17 protein-coding genes are annotated in these 19060 nt (G+C 65.9%); 2 read left to right on the top strand and 15 right to left on the bottom strand.

The genetic code is table 11. The features are described from left to right. Positions 1-58: 58 nt before the first annotated feature. From L5G28_RS17975 to rplJ, 11 genes are all read right to left on the bottom strand, one after another. On the bottom strand, positions 59-1300 hold the full coding sequence (locus L5G28_RS17975) for an MCE family protein (protein WP_237002716.1): 1242 nt from the start codon (positions 1298-1300) through the stop codon (positions 59-61). Continuing rightward, positions 1297-2682 (bottom strand): MCE family protein, encoded by a 1386-nt coding sequence (locus L5G28_RS17970; protein WP_237002715.1) that lies wholly within the window; start codon positions 2680-2682, stop codon positions 1297-1299. The genes L5G28_RS17975 and L5G28_RS17970 overlap by 4 nt, the downstream gene beginning before the upstream one ends. After that, the gene (locus tag L5G28_RS17965) at positions 2682-3926 is read right to left on the bottom strand and encodes an MCE family protein (RefSeq protein ID WP_237002714.1); all 1245 of its coding nucleotides are present in this window, start codon (positions 3924-3926) and stop codon (positions 2682-2684) included. The genes L5G28_RS17970 and L5G28_RS17965 overlap by 1 nt, the downstream gene beginning before the upstream one ends. Beyond that, positions 3926-5035 carry an MCE family protein gene (locus L5G28_RS17960; RefSeq protein WP_237002713.1) on the bottom strand — a complete coding sequence of 370 codons (1110 nt, stop codon included), beginning with the start codon at positions 5033-5035 and terminating at the stop codon, positions 3926-3928. Before L5G28_RS17960 ends, L5G28_RS17965 begins: the two co-directional genes overlap by 1 nt. Further along, complete coding sequence (locus tag L5G28_RS17955) at positions 5032-6120, bottom strand: MCE family protein (protein ID WP_237002712.1); 1089 nt, start codon at positions 6118-6120, stop codon at positions 5032-5034. Before L5G28_RS17955 ends, L5G28_RS17960 begins: the two co-directional genes overlap by 4 nt. Then, positions 6117-7430 carry an MCE family protein gene (locus L5G28_RS17950; RefSeq protein WP_237002711.1) on the bottom strand — a complete coding sequence of 438 codons (1314 nt, stop codon included), beginning with the start codon at positions 7428-7430 and terminating at the stop codon, positions 6117-6119. The genes L5G28_RS17955 and L5G28_RS17950 overlap by 4 nt, the downstream gene beginning before the upstream one ends. 6 nt (positions 7431-7436) lie before the next feature. Next, positions 7437-8309, bottom strand: coding sequence for an MlaE family ABC transporter permease (locus tag L5G28_RS17945; RefSeq protein WP_236998938.1), 873 nt, complete (start codon positions 8307-8309; stop codon positions 7437-7439). A 2-nt stretch (positions 8310-8311) separates the two neighbouring features. Then, a complete protein-coding gene (locus tag L5G28_RS17940) occupies positions 8312-9118 on the bottom strand; it encodes an MlaE family ABC transporter permease (RefSeq protein WP_236998937.1) in 807 nt (268 codons plus the stop codon). Next, the gene (locus L5G28_RS17935; RefSeq protein ID WP_237002710.1) at positions 9115-10404 is read right to left on the bottom strand and encodes an ABC transporter ATP-binding protein; all 1290 of its coding nucleotides are present in this window, start codon (positions 10402-10404) and stop codon (positions 9115-9117) included. Before L5G28_RS17935 ends, L5G28_RS17940 begins: the two co-directional genes overlap by 4 nt. A 398-nt stretch (positions 10405-10802) precedes the next feature. Continuing rightward, positions 10803-11189 (bottom strand): 50S ribosomal protein L7/L12, encoded by a 387-nt coding sequence (gene rplL / locus L5G28_RS17930; RefSeq protein ID WP_236998935.1) that lies wholly within the window; start codon positions 11187-11189, stop codon positions 10803-10805. Between the two features lie 103 nt (positions 11190-11292). Further along, positions 11293-11823 carry a 50S ribosomal protein L10 gene (rplJ, locus tag L5G28_RS17925; protein ID WP_237002709.1) on the bottom strand — a complete coding sequence of 177 codons (531 nt, stop codon included), beginning with the start codon at positions 11821-11823 and terminating at the stop codon, positions 11293-11295. A 308-nt stretch (positions 11824-12131) separates the two neighbouring features. Between rplJ and L5G28_RS17920 the strand changes: the two genes are divergently transcribed. Beyond that, positions 12132-13310, top strand: a complete 1179-nt coding sequence (locus L5G28_RS17920) for a glycoside hydrolase family 76 protein (RefSeq protein WP_237002708.1) — start codon at positions 12132-12134, stop codon at positions 13308-13310. Between the two features lie 97 nt (positions 13311-13407). Further along, positions 13408-15423 carry a CocE/NonD family hydrolase gene (locus L5G28_RS17915; RefSeq protein WP_237002707.1) on the top strand — a complete coding sequence of 672 codons (2016 nt, stop codon included), beginning with the start codon at positions 13408-13410 and terminating at the stop codon, positions 15421-15423. A gap of 4 nt (positions 15424-15427) precedes the next feature. Here L5G28_RS17915 and L5G28_RS17910 read toward each other — a convergent pair whose 3' ends face one another. The 4 genes from L5G28_RS17910 to rplA form a co-directional block, all read right to left on the bottom strand. Further along, positions 15428-15859, bottom strand: a complete 432-nt coding sequence (locus L5G28_RS17910; protein WP_237002796.1) for a TIGR04338 family metallohydrolase — start codon at positions 15857-15859, stop codon at positions 15428-15430. A gap of 53 nt (positions 15860-15912) precedes the next feature. Further along, positions 15913-16734 (bottom strand): DUF2786 domain-containing protein, encoded by an 822-nt coding sequence (locus L5G28_RS17905; protein WP_237002706.1) that lies wholly within the window; start codon positions 16732-16734, stop codon positions 15913-15915. Between the two features lie 94 nt (positions 16735-16828). Then, positions 16829-18163 carry a bifunctional adenosylcobinamide kinase/adenosylcobinamide-phosphate guanylyltransferase gene (locus L5G28_RS17900; protein WP_237002705.1) on the bottom strand — a complete coding sequence of 445 codons (1335 nt, stop codon included), beginning with the start codon at positions 18161-18163 and terminating at the stop codon, positions 16829-16831. A 107-nt stretch (positions 18164-18270) separates the two neighbouring features. After that, positions 18271-18987, bottom strand: coding sequence for a 50S ribosomal protein L1 (gene rplA, locus L5G28_RS17895; RefSeq protein ID WP_236998928.1), 717 nt, complete (start codon positions 18985-18987; stop codon positions 18271-18273). Positions 18988-19060: the final 73 nt, after the last annotated feature.

The following is a 19060-nucleotide window of genomic DNA, read 5'->3' as shown; positions in this document are numbered from 1 at the left end:
GCGTCTACGGCTCCGCGGGCGCGATCGCATCCTTCACCGCATCGTCACTGACTGCACGTCATTTGGCGTGCACACCCATCAGGGTCGCCAGCTGCGTGGCGATCGGATTGAGGTTGAGCTTGTCCGGGTCGGCCTTGGGCTTGTTGTCCCACGGCTGAACGAAATCCGGGTTCGACAGTGCAGCACGGTCGGCGCTGCGTACGCCCGTCGGGTTTCCGACCGGGACGTCGCAGCCCGCCTCCGTGTTCAACGGGAAGTCGTCGTAGTTGACGTCGAAGTCCGGGTTGCGCTTCTTCATCTCGGCGATGAGCTTGTCGGTGCTCTCGTAGCCACTGGTACAGCTCGGCGGGTTGCCCGTCTCCAGCACGATGCCGAAGTGGATCTGACCGTCTCCCGGTGCGGGGGTGTGGCTGCCCGCAGACAGCGCCGACAGCATCGCGAACGTCGCGCCGGCCGCGAACGACGTCGGCGAGATCGTGTCGACCGTCCGCCCCAACTGGTGAATCAGCTTCGTGGTGTCGTCACCGTTCGAATCCAGGAAGTGCGACAGGGTCGTCGCCGCGCGCGGTCCGTCGGTCAAGATCCGCCGGATCGCCGGGTCCGAGCCTGCCAGCGTCGCTGCGACCTTGTCGATGTTCTTCGACCACGCCAGGATCTCGTCGGACTGTTCGGCTTGCGTCCCGAGGACGACGTTGGAGTCGTCGATCAACGAGATCGTGTCGTCGAGGTTCTCCACACCCGTCTTGGACAGCTTGTCGAGCGAGTCGATGAGCCGGGTGAGGTTCTCGCCCTGCCCGTTGAACGCCTGCCCGAGTTCGGTGACGACGGTGTGCAGATCGTCCACCGGGATCGTGTCGGTCAACGTGATCGCGTCGGAGATGACCTCCTGCAGCTTCGGCGGAAGGCTGTAGTCGGTGATCACCGACCCGTCCTCGAGGTACGGGCCGTCGTCGTTCGGCGGCTGCAGATCGACGAATTGCTCGCCGATCGCCGACCGGTTGGCCACTACCGCCTTCGACGACGCCGGAATCTTGGGCCCGTCCGACCGCAGGTCGAGCTGGATCTTCATCCCGTCGGTCGTCAGTTCCATGTCGCCGACCAGACCGACGGGCACGCCGCGGTAGGTCACTTCCGCGTTCGGGAACACGCCGCCCGAATCCTCGGCCTCGATCGTCACCTGGTAGATCGACAGTCCGACCATCTGGTCCAGTCGTGCGTACTTGCCGCCGACGTAGACCACCGCGAGGGCGCCGACGACGGCGAAGACGATCAACTGGATCTTGACTATCCGGCTCGTCATCGGTCCTCCCCGGTCATCATCGAGATCGGTGCGTCGAGGAAGCTGGTCTCAGAAGAGGTGACCGAGTACTGGTTCTTCGGCTTCTTCTTCGAAGTCCCCGTGCTGTTCGAAGTCCCCGTGCTGTTCGAAGTCCCCGTGCTGTTCGAAGTCCCCGTGCTCTTCTTCTTCGTCGTCGTCGAGCCTGCTGCCGGATACCGGCCGCCAGACGGCGGAGTGTTGGGCCCCGGACGCGAGTTCAACGGCGGCGGCAGCAGCGAGATGGTCGGCCATCCCCACCGCGGCCCGTTCCCGTTGATGTACGGGTTGTTCGGGTTGACCTTCGGCGGATTGACCTTCGGCGGGCTGTACTTCGGCGTGCCCTGACCGACGCCCAATGCCTCCAGCTGGTTCAGCAGTCGCAGGTCGAGCGTCATGAACAGGTTGGTCGAATCACCCTGGACGGCCGGCAGCAGGTCATCGGGGAACGGATGCGTCAACATCAACGGCATCGCGGTGACCGCGTCCTGCGCGGACTTCGACAGCTCCGTCAAGATCGGTCGAAGCGCCTTGAGGTCGGTGATGATCGCGTCGTGCGCCTTGCCGAGGACGTCGGTACCGACTTCGCCGAGCTCGTCGAGCTTGGTCAGCAAGTCGACGAACTGCGGACGTTGCTCCTCGAGCACCTGGACGCCTGCGGGCAGTTCGTCGAGGATGCGCTCGATCTGATCGGTCTGGTTGTTGGCGCGAGCCGACAGGCGATCGACACCGTCGATCGCACGGATGATGTCGTCGCGCTGCGCGTTGAGACCCGAGATCAACGTCTCCGTCTGGCGGAGCAGCGACGCGAAGCGACCGGGATTGTCGCCGACCGACTCGTTGATCGCCGTGATGATCGGTTCCAGCTGGTTGATCCCGCCACCGTTGAGCAGCATCGACAGCGCGCCGAGAAGCTGCTCGATGTCCGTCGTCGTCGACGTACGTGAGGTCTTGATGATCTGCGACTCGGGTTGCCGGGCCGTCGTCGACGCGTCCTCCGGGTCGCTGAGTGCGACGAACTTCTCGCCGAGCAGGTTGGTCTGCTGGATGGAGGCCTTCGCCTTCGCCGACAAGTCCACATTGTTGCGGACCTTGACCGTCACCAACGCGTCCCACGAATTCTCGGGGACTTCGACCTTCACGACGCGACCGACCGGGATGCCGTCCATCTTGACCATCGACTGCGGGACCAGGTCCAGGATGTCCGCGAACTCGATCTTGTACTCGCGCGGATTGTCGCCGACGTCGACGCCGCCGGGCAACGGCAGCGACTGGAATCCCGAACACGCCGACGCCAGCGCGACGACGACCGCCATCACTGCGCCGACCGCGGATGCGCGGGCACGCCTATTGAGCGTCACCTTCATCACTTGCCTCCGGGGAGTCGCGGATCCGGGTTACCGGAGTTGGTGCCCGGTGCGGGCTCCTTCTGCAGCTTTTTCGCGCTGAGGATGCCGAACGGGAGGATCGGCAGCATCGGCTCGAGCACGCCGTCAGTGACCTGCTTGCCGATCTTCTTACAGTTGTCGACGAGCGGAGCCAATTTCTTGCTGAAATCGATGGCGAGCGGGTTGCCCGGCATCAGATTCTTCAGGTCGAGGAACCGGCAGCCCGCACTCAACGGGTCCTGCAGGTCCGGCAGGTTCAGGCGCATCGCCAGCGTGCCCGACTCTGCGTCGTACGCGTTGATCAGGTTCGAGATCGTGACCGGGAGAACGGTGAAGATCTCGAGCAGGTGCTCCTTGTTGTCCAGGAGTGCCTGTCCGGTCGGGTGCAGCCCTCGGATCGCGTCGCCGATGCGGTCGTTGTTGTCGGCGACGAACGTCGCGACATCACCGAGCGCGTACGACAAGGAATCGAGTGCTGTGCCGAGCTGGTTGCGTTCTCCGGCCAGGAACGTGTTGAACGACGCCATCTGCGTGTTGAACTGCCGCACCTGGGAGTCGTTCTCGCGAAGCGCTCCGACGAAGACGTTCAAGTTCTTGATGGTCGACGCCAGGTCGCCGCGGCCGTCGGACAGCGTGGTCGCCGCCTTCGAGAGATTGGTGAGCGCCCTGCCGAGCTTCGCGCCGTTGCCGTCGAGGTTGTCGGCCGCGGTCTCGACGAAGTCGGTGACCGCGCCGTTCTTGTTAGCGCCTTCGGGGCCCAGCGACTTCGACAGCTTCTGCAAGTTGGCGTAGATCGCGTCGATCTCGACGGGCACATGGGTCTCGTCGGTGGTGAGCGTGACGTCGCTGCCCGCCTTCTCGCCACCGGAGTAGGCGGGAGCCAGCTGGACGTACCGGTCGGCGACGATCGACGGGATGATCTGCATCGCCTGAACGCCTTCGGGCAGGTCGATGCCGCGGTTGACGCGCATCTCGACGTCGACGACGTCGCCGCGCGGCGTCACCTCCGTCACCTTGCCGACGTCGACGCCGAGCACGCGCACGTCGCTGCCCTTGTAGATGCCCACCGCGCTCGTGAACGTCGCGTTCACCTTGGTGGTCCCGACCAGCGTCGACGCCCACCATCCGGCGGCCCCGACAATCAGGAGCAGGACCAGGCCGAGCGCACCGAACACGATGTTGCGTCGGCTGAAGACCCCGGACTTCTCGTCAGCGGCGGTCATCATCCGGCCTCCGTTCCACCGTTGTTCAACTGCTTGTTCATATTGGGCAGTCGCGTCGTGTTCTGCTGCGGCAGCGAGGGCGGCAGCAGGTTGGTGACGGTCGACTCGAACCAACGTCCGTTACCGAGCACGTTCGCGTACAGGCGGTAGAACGGCGCCATGTAAGTGATCGTGTCGCGAAGGTTCTTGTTCTGGTCGGTCAGCAGATCGGTCACGCCCTTGAGCGACTCCAGAGCGGGCGCGAGTTGCTCTTCGTTGTCCCGGACGATCCCGGTCAACGCCTTGCTCAACGTCGTCGTGCTGGCGAGCAGAGCCGAGATGTCGTCTTGACGCTTGTTCAGCTCCTTCAGCAGGGTGCCCGCGCCCGCGATCAGCCGGGTGAACTCCTCGTTGCGATCGGCGAGGATCTTCGACGAGTCCTTCGTCGCCTGGAGCAATCGCTGCACTTCCTGATCGCGGCTGGCGATCGTGTTCGACAGACGCGCGATGCCGTCGAGCGACGGCCCGATGTCACCGGCGGTCCCGGAGAAGGCGTTCGACATCGTCCGCAGCGACTTCGCGACCTGGTCCGTGTCGACGTGCTCGATCTGGTCGGCCGCGTCGCCGAACGCTTCGATGACGTCGTACGGGGAGACCGTGTCGGTGAACGGGACATCCGGATCGGCGAGTTCGCTGCCGCGCGGGTTCAACGCGAGGTACTTCTGGCCGAGAACCGTCTTGATCTGGATGGACGCCTGCGTCTGGTCGCCGATCCACGTGTTGTTCGCACGGAAGTCGACGTTCACCTTGTCATCGTCGAGCGAGACCTTGGTGACCTCGCCGACCTTGACACCCGCGACGCGGACCTCGTTGCCGGACTTGAGCCCGGCCGCCTCGGAGAAGACCGCCGTGTACTGGGGGCCCGCACCGAGGAGAGGGAGGTCCTTCAGGTAGAACGACGACACCGACACCATGATCAGGATCAGCAGGCCGATCGCACCGATGCTCATCGGGTTGCGACGGCCGGCGAACCTTCTGCTCTTCTTGGGTTCTGTCGGCAGATCGCCCGAATCGTTCGGGCCCTGGGGGTTGTTCGGTCCTTGGGAGTTCGGATCTTGCGTCATTGTCACTCCCCCGGTCGCTTGTTGTCTTTCCAGCACCTGGTGGCAGCGCTGGTGTACAGAACGTGGTTGATGTCCGGCAGTCCGACCGCGGGCTGGGTGAGCAGGGTCGACTTACCGTTGCCCGCGACGACGTCGATACCGCACAGGTAGAACTGGAACCACGATCCGAAGGTCGCGGCGCGGCCGATCTTCTGCAGTTTGACCGGCAGATTGGTCAGCGCCTTCTTGAGGTCGTCGTCGCGCGAGTTCAACTGGTCCGACAGCGACTTGATCCCGGCGATGTCGCCTTGGATGGCCGGACGCGACTTACTCAGGATGGAGCCGGTCACCGTCGTGAGGTTCGACACCGAGCTGACGGCCGAGCCGACCGAATCGCGCTGCGCGGCGAGTCCGGTGACGAGCTTCTCGGTGTTCACCAGAAGGCTGGTGAACTCCTTGTCGTTGCGGTTCACGGTGTCCAGAACCTTCGTCAGGTTGGTGATCATGTCGCCGATCACCTGGTCCTTGTCGGCGAGTGCGTTCGTCAACTCGGACGTCTGGCTGACCAGCTGGCTGATCGTGGTGTCCATGTCGCCTTGGAAGACCTTGATGATGGTCTCGGCGAGTTTGTCGATGTCCTGCGGCTCGATCTGCTTGAACAGCGGCTTGAACCCGTTGAACAGTTCGGTCAGGTTGACCGCGGGATGGGTGTCGTCGACCTTCGGGTCGGTGCCGAACGTGTAGTCCTTGCCGACCGTCTCGTTCGCTTCACCGGCGCCCTTCTCCAACGCCACGTAACGCAGGCCGGTCAGGTTCCGGTAGCGGATGTACACATTGGTGCTCGCCGGGAGCGTATCTCGGTCGACGTTGAACGTGACGAGGGCCTTGTTCCGGTCGGTGATCTCGACACTCTCGACCTGTCCGACGCGGACGCCCGCGATGCGGACCTCGTCGCCCGGGTTGAGCATCGCCGCATCGGAGAAGACGGCTTTGAACCCGGTGCGGCCGCCGCCGCCCGCGTTGGCGATCGTCAGACCGAGCATCGCGGTGGCGATGACGGTCACGACTGCGAAGATGACCAGCTTGATCAGCGGTCCTACGAGTCCTCTCACTTGATCGTCATCTCCGTTCCCTGCGCGGCTCCGCCGCCGATGTAGGTGATCCACGTCGGCACCTGCGACGGGTCCACTCCGGTCGACGAGCCGTACACGATCTTCATCTGCTTGGCGTAGTCGGCGTCGGACACCGTTCCCGCAGGCGTAGGGCTGAACTGCGGCTGCGGCAGCTCGGGCCAGGTGGTCGGCCCCGCGTTGCGCGAGGGCGGCTGGTAGGAGCCGTCCGGCACGCCGCCGCCCGGGTACTGCGGGAACGGACGACCGTCAGTCGACGGTTCGTAGCAGCGGGCAGGCGGATCTTCCCAGAACAGGCGGGGCTCGTCCTGGTTCGGGAGGTACCGGCCACGTGGATTCACGAACTGGAGGTTGACGCGGACGCCGGGATTGTCGGTGCCCTTGCCGACGATCTTCTCCGACTCCGGGATGAGCGTCGCGAAGTTCTTGAACATGCACGTGAACGTCGGGGACTGCTTGGCGATCTTGGTCAGGAACGGCTCCGACTCGATCGTCAGGTCCAACATGTCACGTCGGTTCGTCTTCAGGAACGCTGTGGTGTCGGTCGCGGCGACGCCGACCGTCGAGATCAACGAGCGCAGATCTCCCTGACGCTCGACGATCGTGTTGCCGGTCGTCCGGAGCGAGTCGAGTGCGTCGATCACGTCCGGGAGGGCCTCCGAATAGGTGTCCGAGAACGAAGCGAGCCCGCGCAGAGTGCCCTGCAGGTCGTCCATGTGCGCGTTGACGCGGGTGAAGATGGTGTTCAGCCGGTCGATGGTCTGACCCAACTGTTTGCCCTTGCCGCCGATCGCCTGCGAGATCGAGGTGAGGGTGACGTTCAAATCCTGCGGAGGAATGGCTTCGAGCACCGGCATCAGCGAGTCGAAGAGATCCTCGACCTCGGCCGAACTGCCGCGCGGATCGGTCTTGATCGTGTCGCCGTCGTGCAACCGGCCCTTGCCGCCGACCGGCACAGTCAGTGAGACGTACCGTTCGCCGAACAGCGTCTTGGGGAGCACGCGGCCGGTCGTCTCGGCGTTGAGGTCCGCCATCTTGTCCGGTTCCACACCGAGTTGGACGGTCACTTTGCCGCCGGACTCCACGTGCACTTCGCGGACGGTACCGATGATCACACCGCGCGCTTTGACGTCGGAGTCCACGGACAGCGCGTTGCCGGCGTCGTCGGTCTTCAAGGTGATGGTGGAGACGTCGTCGAACGTTCCGCGGAACTTCAGGATCGACGTCGCGAGCAGTCCGATCACCACGACGAAGAAGAGCAGGCCGAGCAGCCTGCGTTTAGCAGTCGCCACGTTTGTCTAACCTCCGACTCTGACCGACGTTGTGGTTCCCCAGATCGCCAGGCCGAGGAAGAAGTCCAGGACGGCGATCAACACGAGCGCGGCGCGCACGGCGTGTCCGACGGCCACGCCGACGCCCGCGGGCCCGCCGCTGGCGTAGTAGCCGTAGTAGCAGTGCACGAGGATGATCACGAAAGCGAACACCAGGACCTTGCCGAACGACCATAGGACGTCGGCAGGCGGTAGGAACAGATTGAAGTAGTGGTCGTACGAGCCCGTCGACTGGCCGTTGAACACGGTGTTGACGACGCGTGATGCGAGATAGGCCGCCATCAGGCCGAGCACGTACAGCGGGATGACGGCGACGAAGCCTGCGATCACGCGGGTGCTGACCAGGAACGGGATCGACGGCACCGCCATCACCTCGAGCGCGTCGATCTCCTCGGAGATGCGCATGGCGCCGAGCTGAGCGGTGAAACCGCAGCCGACCGTCGCCGACAGGGCGAGGCCCGCCACGAGCGGTGCGACCTCACGCGTGTTGACGTACGCCGACAGGAAGCCGGTGAGCGCTTGAGACCCGATCTGGTCGAGTGCCGCATAGCCCTGCATGCCGACGACGACGCCGGTGAAACCGGACATCAGGATCATGACGCCGACCGTGCCGCCGATCACGGCGAGTCCGCCGGAACCGAACGCCACCTCGGCGAGCAGGCGCATCACTTCGCGCGTGTAGTGCACGAGGGTCTTCGGGATCCAGGCGAGTGTGCGTCCGTAGAACGACATCTGCTCGCCTGCGCCGTCGAGCATCTTCAACGGCTTGCCAAGCTGTTTGCGCGCCTCGTACAGGTAGTACTCCGGGCGGCTCTTGGCGATCGTCACACCACGAGTCATCACTAACCTACCTTCGGCGGAACGATCTGCAGGAACACGGCGGTAATGATGAGGTTCGCGAAGAACAGCAGCAGGAACGCCACCACGACACTCTGGTTCACCGCTTCGCCGACGCCCTTCGGCCCGCCCTTCGGGTTGAGGCCCTTATACGCGGCGATCACACCGGCGATCACACCGAAGATCGCGGCTTTGAGCGTCGAGATGTAAAGGTCCGGAAGCTGCGCGAGCGCACCGAACGAGGCCAGGTAGGCACCTGGCGTGCCGCCTTGGACAACGACGTTAAAGAAGTATCCGCCGCCGATGCCGACCACGGCGACCAGGCCGTTCAGCAGCACGGCGACCAGAACCATCGCCAACACGCGTGGCACGACGAGACGCTGGATGGGATTGATGCCCAGCACCTCCATCGCGTCGATCTCTTCACGAATGGTGCGCGAGCCGAGGTCGGCCGCCACGGCCGAACCGGCGGCGCCCGCCACCAACAGCGACGTCACCAGCGGTGACCCCTGTTGCACGACGACCAGCACGCTGGCCGCACCTGTATATGATTCAGCGCCGAGCTGCTTGATCAGCGAACCGGTCTGCAGCGAGACGATCGCACCGAACGGGATCGCGATGAGCGCCGTCGGAAGGATCGTGACGCTGGCGATGAACCAGGCCTGCTGAATGAACTCGCGCAGCTGAAACGGACGCACGAAGAGCTGGCGTGCGACGTCGACGAACAGCTGGACGATATTGCCGGTCTGGGCGAGCGCGCCCTCTCCGGCATTCGCGACTTTGTCGACGCCACGCGTGGTGGCACTCGTCATGCCTGGTTACTCCCCTGTCCATTCGACTGATCGTTGATAGCCGTCTCGATGGCGGAGGTGTCGATCGGCTGGGTGAAGGCGTCGTCGCCTGCCGGCTGCGCGGCTGCGGTCTTCGCCAGGTCGGGGCGGGTGACTTCCTCGGTCCGCGCGTTGGCACCCACGTCGTGGACGTGGGTCGGCTCGACGTAGACGCCTTCCGGCCCACCGGGCAGGCCGGTCTTACCGACATCGGGGTCGTTGAAGTCGGTCGCGGCGAGCGCGACCAGCGTGGTCGAGGTCTCCGGCGCCTCGGCAGCCTGACGATCCTCGGCGGCGATCGAGTTGTGGACCGCTTCCTGCGCGTTGGCGGGCAGCGTGTGCAGCATCGAGAGCACGTTGGCGCGGTGCCGGATCGCGGCCTTGCGGACCGGCATGCCCGGGTTGGGCTGGACCTGCGGGATGATCTCGGAGAAGTCGTCCTTGGTACCGCCACCGGAGATACCCGCGGCCTGCATCGCCGCCTCCGCAGCCGCAGCCGCCTCGTCCTTCTCCTCGGACATGCCGATCGGACCGAAACGGTCACCGGACAAGAACTGCTTGACCACCGGCTGCTCCGACGTCAACAACTGCTCACGCGGACCGAACATCACCAGTTCCTTACGGAACAGCATCCCGATATTGTCCGGGATCGTACGAGCGATGTTGATGTTGTGCGTGACCACCATGATCGTCGCATCGATCTCGGCATTGATGTCGATCAACAACTGCGAGATGTAGGCGGTACGCACCGGATCCAGACCCGAATCCGGCTCATCGCACAAGATGATCTCCGGATCGAGCACGAGGGCGCGGGCCAGGCCGGCACGCTTGCGCATACCACCGGAGATCTCACCGGGCAGCTTGTCCTCAGCACCGGTCAAACCCACCAACTCGACCTTGTCCAGGACGATCTTGCGGATCTCGTCTTCCTTCTTCTTCGTGTGCTCACGAAGCGGGAACGCGATGTTGTCGTACAGGCTCATCGAACCGAACAACGCACCGTCCTGGAACAGGACGCCGAACAGCTTACGGATCTCGTAGAGTTCCTTGGCCGAACACTGCGTGATGTCGGTGCCGTCGATGACCACCGAACCCTGCTCGGGGTGGAGCAGACCGATGAGCGTCTTCAAGAACACCGACTTACCGGTACCCGACGGGCCCAGCAGAGCACTGACCTCACCGGCAGGCAACGTCAGACTGACGTCTCTCCAGATGTTCTGCGAGCCGAACGACTTCGTAAGTCCCTCGACCGTGACCTCAACTCCCACTGCGTCCCTCCAGACGTTCATTCACCGGTCCAGCCACCGCGTCCATCCGTAGTCGCAGTCTTCAAGCGTCCTCGCTCGCCCCGGCGTGCCCTTTGTGGCTGCGGTCACTCTAACGCACGTGACCAGCGGTACACACCATCGGAACTGGCGAAAGCCTTCTCACAACCGCCCTACTGGGCAGTAACTTCTCGGTGGTCTGAGAATACGCGAAGAAGCGCCGTACACCAAGTGACGCCCGACTCTTTGGCCCCCGAGGCTGAGACTGCCGCCACTCGACGGCTTACGGACGACACCGGGACCGGCGAGCATGGAAAAAGGCGAGGCCCGCAGGTCTCCCTGCGGGCCTCGCCCGTATTCAAGCCACGCGTGGTGACCGGTGCGCCGAACGGCGCATCAGATCACTTGAGCGAGATGGAGGCGCCGGCCTCTTCGAGCTTGGCCTTGGCGGCCTCGGCGTCTTCCTTGCTGACCTTCTCCAGGAGGGCCTTCGGAGCGCTCTCGACGAGGTCCTTGGCTTCCTTCAGGCCCAGGCCGGCGACGACCTCACGCACGACCTTGATGACCTGGATCTTCTTGTCGCCCGCGCCCTCAAGCACGACGTCGAACTCGTCCTGCTCGGCAGCGGCTTCCGCGCCGGCGGCCGGAGCACCGGCAGCAGCGACGGCGACCGGAGCAGCAGCGGTGACCTCGAAGACATCTTCGAACTTCTTCACGAAATCGCTGAGCTCCAGCAGGGTCAGTTCCTTGAACTGCTCGATGAGCTCGTCAGCGGTGAGCTTCGCCATGGTGGCGTCCTTCCGTAATTCCCCGCCGGTGCGGGGGCGCCTGCGGTGCAGGCTCGATCATGGGTGGTGATCGGCGAACCGATCGGGTTGGAGCAGCGGTGACTCAGGCGGCGTCGCCCGAAGCCTCCTGCTTCTCCTGCAGTGCCGCGGCAAGACGCGCGACCTGCGACGCAGGCTGGTTGAACAGCCCTGCAGCCTTTGCCAAGTTGCCCTTCATGGCACCGGCGAGCTTCGCCAACAGAACCTCACGGGACTCAAGGTCGGCGATCTGTTCGACCTCGGCCACGGACAGCGCTCGGCCGTCCATGTACCCGCCCTTGATGACAAGGTTCTTGTTCTCCTTGGCGAACGTCTTCATCGCCTTGGCGGCTTCGGGAAGCTCGCCCTGGATGAATGCGATCGCGGTCGGACCGGTGAACAGCTCGTCGAGGCCCTCGACGCCTGCCTCTTCGGCAGCACGCTTGACGAGGGTGTTCTTGGCGACGGAGTAGGTTGCACCTTCACCGAGCGAGCGACGCAGGGTCCCCAGCTGGGTGACGGTCAGACCACGGTATTCCGTGACGACTGCCGCGTCGGAGCCCTTGAACTGCTCGGCGATCTCTGCGACTGCAGAAACCTTTTCGGCGTTAGCCATACTTCGCCTCCTCTCGTGTCACTTCACGTCGGTCCGGGTTAAGGGACCGAATCGGACCCAGGCCGTCGTGCCGTGAGAGCGGCGATTCGCGATCGGAGGCCGGCCAAAAGAAAAACGCCCCGGCGCAGGAGGCACGGGGCGAACAAGAACTCAGCGCATAGCGTGAGGAGTACTCCACGTTCATCCTGCGTGGGTCGCCGACTCTCGCCGGACCTTCGATCGGAAACTTCGTTCCCGACGACCAACGGTCTCTGGTTGAACTCGATGCATCGAGCGAACTCGATGTACCGGCTAATAGGCTAACGTCCATGGCCGCAGAAGTCGAATCGGCGCAGCGTCGGGCCGCCGCAGCTCAGCAGGCGCTGCGCGCTCGCCACCTCCGCAGGCTCGGCGGATGGGTTCCGGGCACCCGGATCGGCCGGGTCGCATGGCCGCCTGCCGGGCGGCCGCTGTCGAAGGAGCGTCTCACGGCCTCGTGGAACTACTGGTGGCAGGCACACCTGGTGGACGTCCTCGTCGACGGCGCGATCCACCGCGACGACGCCCGGTGCGAGCGCGATGCGACAGCACTGTTGCGCGGGATCCGCTTCCGCAACGCAGGCAGATGGACCAATTCGTACTACGACGACATGGCGTGGCTCGGTCTCGCGATCGAGCGGGTGGAGCGCCACCTGGGGCCCGGCGCCGCGAGCTGCCGCCCGCGGGCGTTGCGCGTCCTGCGCGACCGGGTGTACGACGCCTGGGCGCCGGACGCGGGCGGCGGCATCCCGTGGCGCACCACCGACACATTCTTCAACGCACCTGCGAACGGGCCCGCCGCGGTCCTGCTGTCCCGAACCGATCGCATCGAACGGTCGATCGCGATGGCCGACTGGATGGACGAGCATCTCCGGCTGCCATCCGGGCTGATCGCGGACGGGCTCTGGTGTCACGCGGACGGCACGCGCGAACTCGACGACTCGCTGTACACCTACTGTCAGGGCGTGGCGCTCGCCGCGCAGACGCAGACATACCGCCACACCGGCGACCGCGCGCGACTGCACCGTATCGACGCCCTGTTGACCGCCGTGGCCGACCGATTCACCACCGACGGCGTCATCCACGCCGCGGGCGGCGGGGACGGCGGCCTGTTCGGCGGCATCCTCGCGCGCTATCTGGCATTCGTCGCCACCGACCTGACCGACGACGGCCCCGAGTCAGTCTCGATTCGGGAGCGGGCCGCGCGGATCGTCACCGCCAGCGCTGACGCGGCATGGGCCAACCGGGCCGAGCACGAACACCTTCCCGTGTTCGGCCACGATTGGCGAGTGCCCGCCGTGGTCCCGACGGCGGTCGGCCCCGCAGGCCGCAGGCACGGCGGGGCGGTCGCATCGTCGAAGACGCCGGAACGCGACATGTCCGTACAGATCGCCGCGACGATGCTCCTTGAAGCCGCAGTCGCGGTCACGATCGGATCACCAGAGGACATCGTTTCCACCCCGGGTTAGGCATCTGGAACGCCGTCGTTTTTAATTGGGACAGCAACACTTTTGGTGACGTGTGCCACATGGCCGGCTTCGGGCGGCGGGAGGGGTGAGTGACGCGATGACACTCGACTTGGACTACGACGGGTTCGCGGGGGCAGACCGGGGATCTGCCCGACTGCAGCCGAACGCCGACGGCGGCGAGACCGCCCGAGCCTGGCGCGAGGCCGTCGACGGCAGGCAGCCGTACCCGCGAGTGCACATCGATCGCAGCGTCACCCTGACGATGTCGGACGGGACACGGCTGCGGGCGACCGTCGTCCGCCCGGCCAATCTCCTCGGCCAGCCGGTCCGGACCCCGTTCCCGGCCGTCTTGAACATCAACCCGTACAACCGGGCGGTCATCGACTCCATCGACCACACGCTGCACGCGCCCGCGATCGGCCGCGTAGTCCGGACCGCGAGCGCGTCGCTGCCGCTCGGAGACGGGCTCTCCCGGATCGGCCGCACCTTCGGTACCGGCTTGTGGGACGTGTTCGGCATCAACCGCAACCTAGTCCGTTCCGGCTACACCCAGGTGATCGTCGACGTTCGCGGCACGGGCTCGTCACACGGCCGATGGGAGATCCTGTCGCCGCGCGAACAGCAGGATTCGGTGGAGGTCATCGACTGGCTCAGCCGTCAGCCGTGGTGCGACGGAAACGTCGGCATGACCGGGTGGTCGTATTCGGCGATCAACTCGCTGCAGGCCGCCGGGCTCCGTCCGCCCGCGCTCAAAGCGGTCTTCGCCGTCGAGGGCGGCGAGGACATCGTCCGCGACGTCTACCTGACCGGCGGGATGCCGTCGGCGTTCATCCCGCTGTGGTTGGCCCTCGTCAACGGACTGAAATGGCTGCCGAACCCGGCGACCGGCGTCGCCGACGTGCTGCGCGGCGACGCGTACCTCTGGCTGCGCGACCGGTTGAAGTCGCCTGCCTCGGAGATGCCGTCGCTGATCTGGGGTTTCCTGACCGCACGCGACGACCGGATCTTCGACGACCCGTACTTCGATGAGCGCAACCCGAAAGTCGAGCAGATCGAGTGCCCCACGTTCACTGTGGGCGGCTGGCACGATCTGTTCGGCCGCAGCGCCACCCGCGTGTACGCCAAGCTCCAGATGGCCCCCGGCCGCAAGCAGATGCTCGTGGCAGACGGCTATCACCTCGACCCCGGGTGCGATCACGGCGCGCCCGGACGCCCGCCGCGCCTGGACGTCCTGGAACGCGCCTGGTTCGACAAGTGGCTCAAAGGCATCGACAACGACGTCGACGGTTACGGCCCGGTGACCATGCACCAGCAGGGCGGCAGCTGGTCGTGCGGTGACGCCTTCCCCCGCACCGGCGTCACACCGCGCCGACTCTTCCTGACCGAGGAGCCGTCTGGGACCGCAGACCATGCACGGCACGACGGCAGTCTCCGGCCCTCCCCTGCGTCCCGACGACGCACCCTCCCCATCACCCCGGACCTGCGTGGATTCGTCTCCCGCGACATCGCCCAGGTCACCGCGGGCGCCGCCATCGTGCTCGGCGAAAAGTTCTCGACCGACGCGCGTTTCCAGGAGGCAGGCGGACTGTCGTTCACCAGCGAACCGGTCGCTGCCCCCACGCAGGTGTCCGGCCAGATGAATCTGCGGTTGAACGTCTCGACGACCGCGCACGAGGGCATCTGGGCGGTCACCGTCAACGACGTCGCACCCGACGGCTCGTCGCGCGTGTTGACGAACGGGGCGTTGACGGCGTCCAATCGCGCACTCGATCCGTCACGGTGCACGTACACCGACGACGGCGTCCTACTCGACGCCGTCCACTATCTGTCCCGCATTCGCCGGCTCCCGGTACCGGCCGACGAGCCGGTGCGGATCGACGTCGACCTCGTCCCGACGGACGTGGTCCTCGCAACCGGCCATCGGCTGCGCGTCGACGTCTACGCGGCGAGCCTCCCCCGGTATCTGACCATCGTCCCCGACCTGATCAAAGCGCGTGGTCGCAGGCAACGGCTGGTCCTGGACCCGACTAAGCCCAGCTATCTGACGTTCCAGGCCGACGGCGACCTCGGGGCCGACCCGGTGCCGGTGGTGCGACTGGCCGCGGCTCGCTGAGCGGTCACAGCAGTCCGCTATCGCCGAACACCACGCGGTAGACGAGCGCGGTCTCCGGTCCGAGGACGAGTCCGACGAGTTCGATGAGGGTGTCCACGAAGCCACGGCCGTGCGCAGGCGCCCCCACCGGGTCGAGGTGATGCGCTATCTCGTGCAGGACCACCAGCTCCCGCATCGCCCAGGAGCCGTCTACCGACTCGGGCACGGCGATCACACCGCCGTCGCGTTCGTAGTGGGCCGCGGTGCTCCCCCGCCGTCGCCGCACCGTGACCGGCCGCTGCGCCTGCGGAAAGCTCTCGCACACGCTCGGCAACGCGAGCACATCGTCGACGTACCGCCGGACTGCGTCGACCGACGAGAATCTGGCCTCCGGTGGCAGAGTCAGTTCCGCACCCGCGATCTGCACCGTCCGCGACGTACCGGCCCGCTCGACCATCGCACGGACGAGTTGTTCGGCCGCATAGACCACCGACCGGTCGGCGTCGCGCGTCACCGGTCGATCGCGCCGCGGGCCCCGGGCAACGTGTGATCCGCTCCGATGCGGGCGCGTCGGCCCGCCTGATCTCCGGCCTGCCGGGCCGCAACCGAATACCCGGACCGCGCCGACGACGGACGCCACGTCCCCCGCGCCGACGAGGAGTCCCGGTAGAAGTCGCGGATCTCCACCTCCTTGTCACGCAGGGCGACCTCGGTGGAGCCGGCGGCCGTCGTCTCGGCCGCGACCGCTTCGGCGCGCTGCTCATCGCGCGCCCGGACCAGCCGCGCCCCGATGCGTTCGGCGAACGCCGACTGGAAGTTCAGGCGGGCGGTGATCGGCGACAGCGGCTTCTCGGCGACCGCCCGGCGCCGAAAGTATCCGTCGCCGACGGTGACCACCTGGCGCGCGGTCTCCCGCTTGTATGCACCTGACTTCAGATAGGCGTCGCTGGCTGCGACCATCTGGATCACCAAGGACGTGTACAGCGCCTCGGTCGTGTCGATGTCCACTTCGAACCCGTAGGCGATGACGAACGTCGAGTTCGACGCCACATCGACCGTCAGATCGTTCGCGCGCGCGATCTGCACGAACAATTGCACATACGTCTTGAGTCCGCGTTTACCCTTCTCCCCGATGCTCACCTGACGGGTGATCGGCGTCGTCGCCGCGCGCGTCGACCGATCGTGCGCGCGAGCCAGCGCGAGATCGATGGACGACGCCGTCGCCAGACGTTGCGCGGCCGCCATAAACGCTTCCGCCTCGTGCTCGTTGTCGGTGCCCTCGGCCTGCCGGAGCAGTCCCGCGATACGGGTCAGAAGTCTGTCGTCGCGCATGCGCCACAGGTTATCGGTCGACGCCACCGACCGTCGATCCCGTTATCCACAGGCTCGTCGCCGGTGACGTCGCGCGCGGAGGCGCAAGTGGACGTCAAAGGACAAGTGGACGTCCAGCGATCATCAGCACCACGGTCTCGGAGATGTTCGCGATCGCCGCATTGAGACGTCCCAGTTCATCGCGGAACAATCGTCCGGACGCTGTCGCGGGCACGACGCCGCTACCGACCTCGTTGCTGACCGCGACCACCGATACCGTGCACTGCTCCCAAGCCGTCACGAGTTGGTCCACATCGTCGCGCACACCACTCACGTCACCGCTGTCCCAGACCCCGTGGTGGTCGAGTCGGGCGCTGAGCCAGGTGCTCAAGCAGTCGACGAGCACCGGAGTCGTCGTCGTGCACAGGACGTCGGTGACCTGCGTCGTCTCGAGTGTCGTCCACGACGGGGGCCGTCGCCGCTGATGGAGTTGGACGCGACGCGTCCACTCGGGGTCATCGCCGGCCGGGCCGCCTGCAGCGACGTAGACGAGATCGGTCACGTCCGCGAACAGGTTCTCGGCGTACCGTGACTTGCCCGACCGGGCTCCCCCGGTGACGAACACGCGCCGACCGGTTGGGAGCGACCCGCCTGCCCGCACACACTCACCGTCGCGCCCGGGCCTCGCCCCCACCGCCTCCAGCCGCCGTTCGAGCTCGTCGAACGGCGGATTGTGGTGGCTCAAGTGCACCGCGACGACGTCGGTCCGGTCGGTGACCGCCCCGACCCGCCCCATGGACCCGACCATCTCGGAGAAGCCGTCGAACCCCAGGTGCCCCACCGAGTCGACGACGTGGTCGCCGAAGGTCTCTTCGAGGAACACCGTGTCGTACCGGGCGTCGGCCACCGCGTCGAACCACGATCGCGGCCACGTCCCGGTGTCCGTGGCCCAGAGCAGCCGTGTCCCGTCGGGGCCGGTCACGTCGTAGAGCACGGCGTCACCGTCGACGAACACACGGTGCCGGGCCGGGAGGACGCGAATGTCGTAGTCGTCGAGTCGGAGCCGATCGCCCGCACCGACGGCGACGAAACGTACGGGATCGTCGGGTCCCACCCAACCGCGGCAGTCCTCTAGCGCGGCGGCCGGTCCGACCACGCACAGTTCCTCGAGCCCGGAGACCCAGGACCGCCACAGCAGAGCCTGCGGCCCGAGATGGTCCGGGTGCGCGTGTGTGACCAACAGCACTCGTACACGCGCCAGCGACCGACCCGCCCGCGTCGCCGCGCTCGGCGTCTCCGGGCCGCAGTCGAGCAGAAGGGTGTCATCGACGAGTGCTGCCGTCTGTCCCCGGATCTCCCGTCGTGCGGCCGCGTCGAGGCACGACGTGCAGGAGCAGAACGGGTTCGGCCAGCCGTCAGCGGCTCCGCTGCCGAGCACCACGACGTCCATCGCCCCTCCTCACGCGTTCACCGGTACCGGTGAACGCACGAAGGGCCCGGCAGCGTGTGCCGGGCCCCTCGCGCTATCTCGTTCTATGCGTTCGTGCGCAGTTCTTCTCAGGCCTGATCTTCGCCCGCGAAGTTGCGGGTCACCGACGGATCGACCTGGATGCCCGGGCCGGTGTTGGTCGAGACCGTGACCTTCTTGACGTAGCGCCCCTTGGCAGCCGACGGCTTCGCACGCAGGATCTCGTCGAACGCGGCTCCGTAGTTCTCGGCGAGCTTCTTCGCGTCGAACGACGCCTTGCCGATCACGAAGTGCAGGTTCGCAGCCTTGTCGACGCGGAAGCTGATCTTGCCGCCCTTGATGTCGTTGACAGCTTTGGTCACGTCGTTGGTGACGGTGCCGGTCTTCGGGTTCGGCATCAGGCCGCGGGGGCCGAGGACACGCGCGATGCGGCCGACCTTGGCCATCTGATCCGGGGTCGCGATCGCGGCGTCGAAGTCGAGCCAACCGCCCTGGATCTTCTCGATCAGGTCCTCGGCGCCGACCTCGTCTGCGCCTGCGGCGGTCGCTTCGTTCGCCTTGTCGCCTGCGGCGAACACGATGACGCGGGCGGTCTTACCGGTGCCGTTCGGCAGGTTGACGGTGCCGCGAACCATCTGGTCGGCCTTGCGCGGGTCGACGCCCAGGCGGACGGCGACCTCGACAGTCGAGTCGGTGTTCTTCGACGACGTGTCTTTCGCGAGCTCCACAGCCTCCAGCGGGCTGTACAGGTTGTCGCGATCGATCTTCTCGGCGGCGGCCTGGTAGGCCTTGCTCTTCTTGCTCATGCTCTGTTCCTTCTCCCCGTGTAGTACGGGAGTTAGTGGTTAATGGGCCGAGCACGGCCCTCCCACGGATGTC

It is taken from the genome of Gordonia liuliyuniae (assembly GCF_021739025.1).
GTDB classification, from domain to species: Bacteria; Actinomycetota; Actinomycetes; order Mycobacteriales; family Mycobacteriaceae; genus Gordonia; species Gordonia liuliyuniae.
The sequence above is the reverse complement of the archived record's forward strand: the minus strand, read 5'-3'. Positions and strand labels throughout refer to the sequence as shown.

Excerpts from the sequence above, each read along its gene's own strand:
- L5G28_RS17975 (WP_237002716.1), bottom strand. The coding sequence starts at position 1,300 with ATGACGAGCCGGATAGTCAAGATCCAGTTGATCGTCTTCGCCGTCGTC.
- L5G28_RS17970 (WP_237002715.1), bottom strand. The coding sequence starts at position 2,682 with ATGAAGGTGACGCTCAATAGGCGTGCCCGCGCATCCGCGGTCGGCGCA.
- L5G28_RS17965 (WP_237002714.1), bottom strand. The coding sequence starts at position 3,926 with ATGACCGCCGCTGACGAGAAGTCCGGGGTCTTCAGCCGACGCAACATC.
- L5G28_RS17945 (WP_236998938.1), bottom strand. The coding sequence starts at position 8,309 with ATGACTCGTGGTGTGACGATCGCCAAGAGCCGCCCGGAGTACTACCTG.
- L5G28_RS17940 (WP_236998937.1), bottom strand. The coding sequence starts at position 9,118 with ATGACGAGTGCCACCACGCGTGGCGTCGACAAAGTCGCGAATGCCGGA.
- rplL (WP_236998935.1), bottom strand. The coding sequence starts at position 11,189 with ATGGCGAAGCTCACCGCTGACGAGCTCATCGAGCAGTTCAAGGAACTG.
- rplJ (WP_237002709.1), bottom strand. The coding sequence starts at position 11,823 with ATGGCTAACGCCGAAAAGGTTTCTGCAGTCGCAGAGATCGCCGAGCAG.
- L5G28_RS17920 (WP_237002708.1), top strand. The coding sequence starts at position 12,132 with ATGGCCGCAGAAGTCGAATCGGCGCAGCGTCGGGCCGCCGCAGCTCAG.
- L5G28_RS17915 (WP_237002707.1), top strand. The coding sequence starts at position 13,408 with ATGACACTCGACTTGGACTACGACGGGTTCGCGGGGGCAGACCGGGGA.
- L5G28_RS17910 (WP_237002796.1), bottom strand. The coding sequence starts at position 15,859 with ATGGTCGAGCGGGCCGGTACGTCGCGGACGGTGCAGATCGCGGGTGCG.
- L5G28_RS17905 (WP_237002706.1), bottom strand. The coding sequence starts at position 16,734 with ATGCGCGACGACAGACTTCTGACCCGTATCGCGGGACTGCTCCGGCAG.
- L5G28_RS17900 (WP_237002705.1), bottom strand. The coding sequence starts at position 18,163 with ATGGACGTCGTGGTGCTCGGCAGCGGAGCCGCTGACGGCTGGCCGAAC.
- rplA (WP_236998928.1), bottom strand. The coding sequence starts at position 18,987 with ATGAGCAAGAAGAGCAAGGCCTACCAGGCCGCCGCCGAGAAGATCGAT.